General features: G+C 64.5%; 1 protein-coding gene and 1 pseudogene. One reads left to right on the top strand and one right to left on the bottom strand.

The window, feature by feature from the left end; genetic code table 11:
• Nucleotides 1-104: 104 nt before the first annotated feature.
• Nucleotides 105-239: pseudogene (locus B056_RS40565) on the bottom strand (IS6 family transposase); the annotation flags it as partial.
• A gap of 212 nt (nt 240-451) precedes the next feature.
• Here B056_RS40565 and B056_RS0110795 point away from each other — a divergent pair.
• Complete coding sequence (locus tag B056_RS0110795) at nt 452-1,288, top strand: SAM-dependent methyltransferase (protein WP_018501876.1); 837 nt, start codon at nt 452-454, stop codon at nt 1,286-1,288.
• The last annotated feature ends 181 nt before the right edge of the window (nt 1,289-1,469 follow it).

Here is a 1,469-nt window from a genome sequence, read left to right as displayed (position 1 = left end):
GAACGGACCAAGCGCCAGCCCATCCTCGGCGGCCTGATCAACGAATACGAACGAGCCGCCTAAAACCCCAGGTCACCACCGGTGGCCGACTTCCGACACCCCACACGTTCGGCGAGCAGCTCCTCGACATCCCGGTAGGACAGCGCGTACCGCAGATACCAGCGCACCGCCAGGACGATCACCTCCGGGTGGGAACCGGAACCCGGCGAACTCCGACGTCGGAACCGGTGGACAGGCACGCCGTCGACGCATCACCCGATCATGACCGATCGGCAGCCGCAGGACAGCGGACTCCACCGATGCAACAGTGCCGAGCCGGGTGATCGGGGAGTAGCGTGGCCGAGGCGGTAGGCGCCATTTTGATGGGATGTCGCGCCTGATAGGCTGATATGCAACGCCTACCTGCCGAAGCCGCCGGGCCGTCGGTGCCGACCTCATGACGTGCGGAGCGATGATGGGATGGGACTTCAAGTCGGTGGCGCCTGACGCGGAAGAGGGCAGTCAGGTAGCCGATCTCAGGATGGACCGGCCGACACCGGCGCGCATGTACGACTACTTTCTCGGAGGCAAGGACAACTTCGAGGTCGACCGCGAGGCTGCTGCTGCCGTCGACGCCGCCCTCGGTAAGACGGTGACGTTTGATATCGTCTGGGAGAATCGGCGCTTCCTGCAGCGGGTGACCCGTTGGCTCGCGAACGCCGGTGTCGACCAGTTTCTCGACATTGGCACCGGCCTGCCGACCCAGGGGAATGTGCACGAGATAGCCCAGCAGGTCAACCCGGACGCACACGTCGTCTACGTAGACAACGACCCGATCGTGCTCGCTCACGGCCGTGCGCTGCTGGCGACGAACAAGACGACGACAATCATCACCGCGGACGCACGCGAACCCGCAGGGATCCTCGCGCATCCAGACACGAACGCGCTGATCGACTTTTCGCGACCCGTCGCCGTTCTGGCGGTCGCTTTGTTCCATTTCATTACGGATGAGGAGAATCCCGCCGGTCTTCTCGCCAAATTTATGGACGCCGTTCCGTCGGGTTCTTACCTGGCGCTATCCCATCTGACAACGGATGGGCCGCCGGCTGAAGGTGTCGCCCGAACGGAGGCGGCATATGAGAAGGCGACGTCGCCTATAGTTTTCCGGCCGCGTATCGCGATCGAGAGTTTCTTCTCCGGGCTGGATCTGGTCGAACCCGGTATCGTTCGACCATGGCAGTGGCACCCGGGAGACGACGGCAGCCCGGAGACTGACTGGCTGTTCGCGGGAGTAGCGCGCAAGCCTTGACGGCGGCTCCGCCGGACGCAACACCAGTCCGGCGATGTCCGGGCAGCGGCCACTGTCTTGGCCAGGCGTCCCTCAGCGGCCTCCTCGACCGGGCTCTGTTGCATCCGGCGGGGCCGGGAGATCTTGACCGAAAATCTTCCTGTTGGAGGACGCCGGATCCGGTCGCTGGAGCACCGTCGAC

The organism is Parafrankia discariae (assembly GCF_000373365.1).
Taxonomy (GTDB): Bacteria; Actinomycetota; Actinomycetes; order Frankiales; family Frankiaceae; genus Parafrankia; species Parafrankia discariae.
Note: the sequence above shows the minus strand (reverse complement) of the source record. Positions and strands in the feature narration are given on the sequence as shown.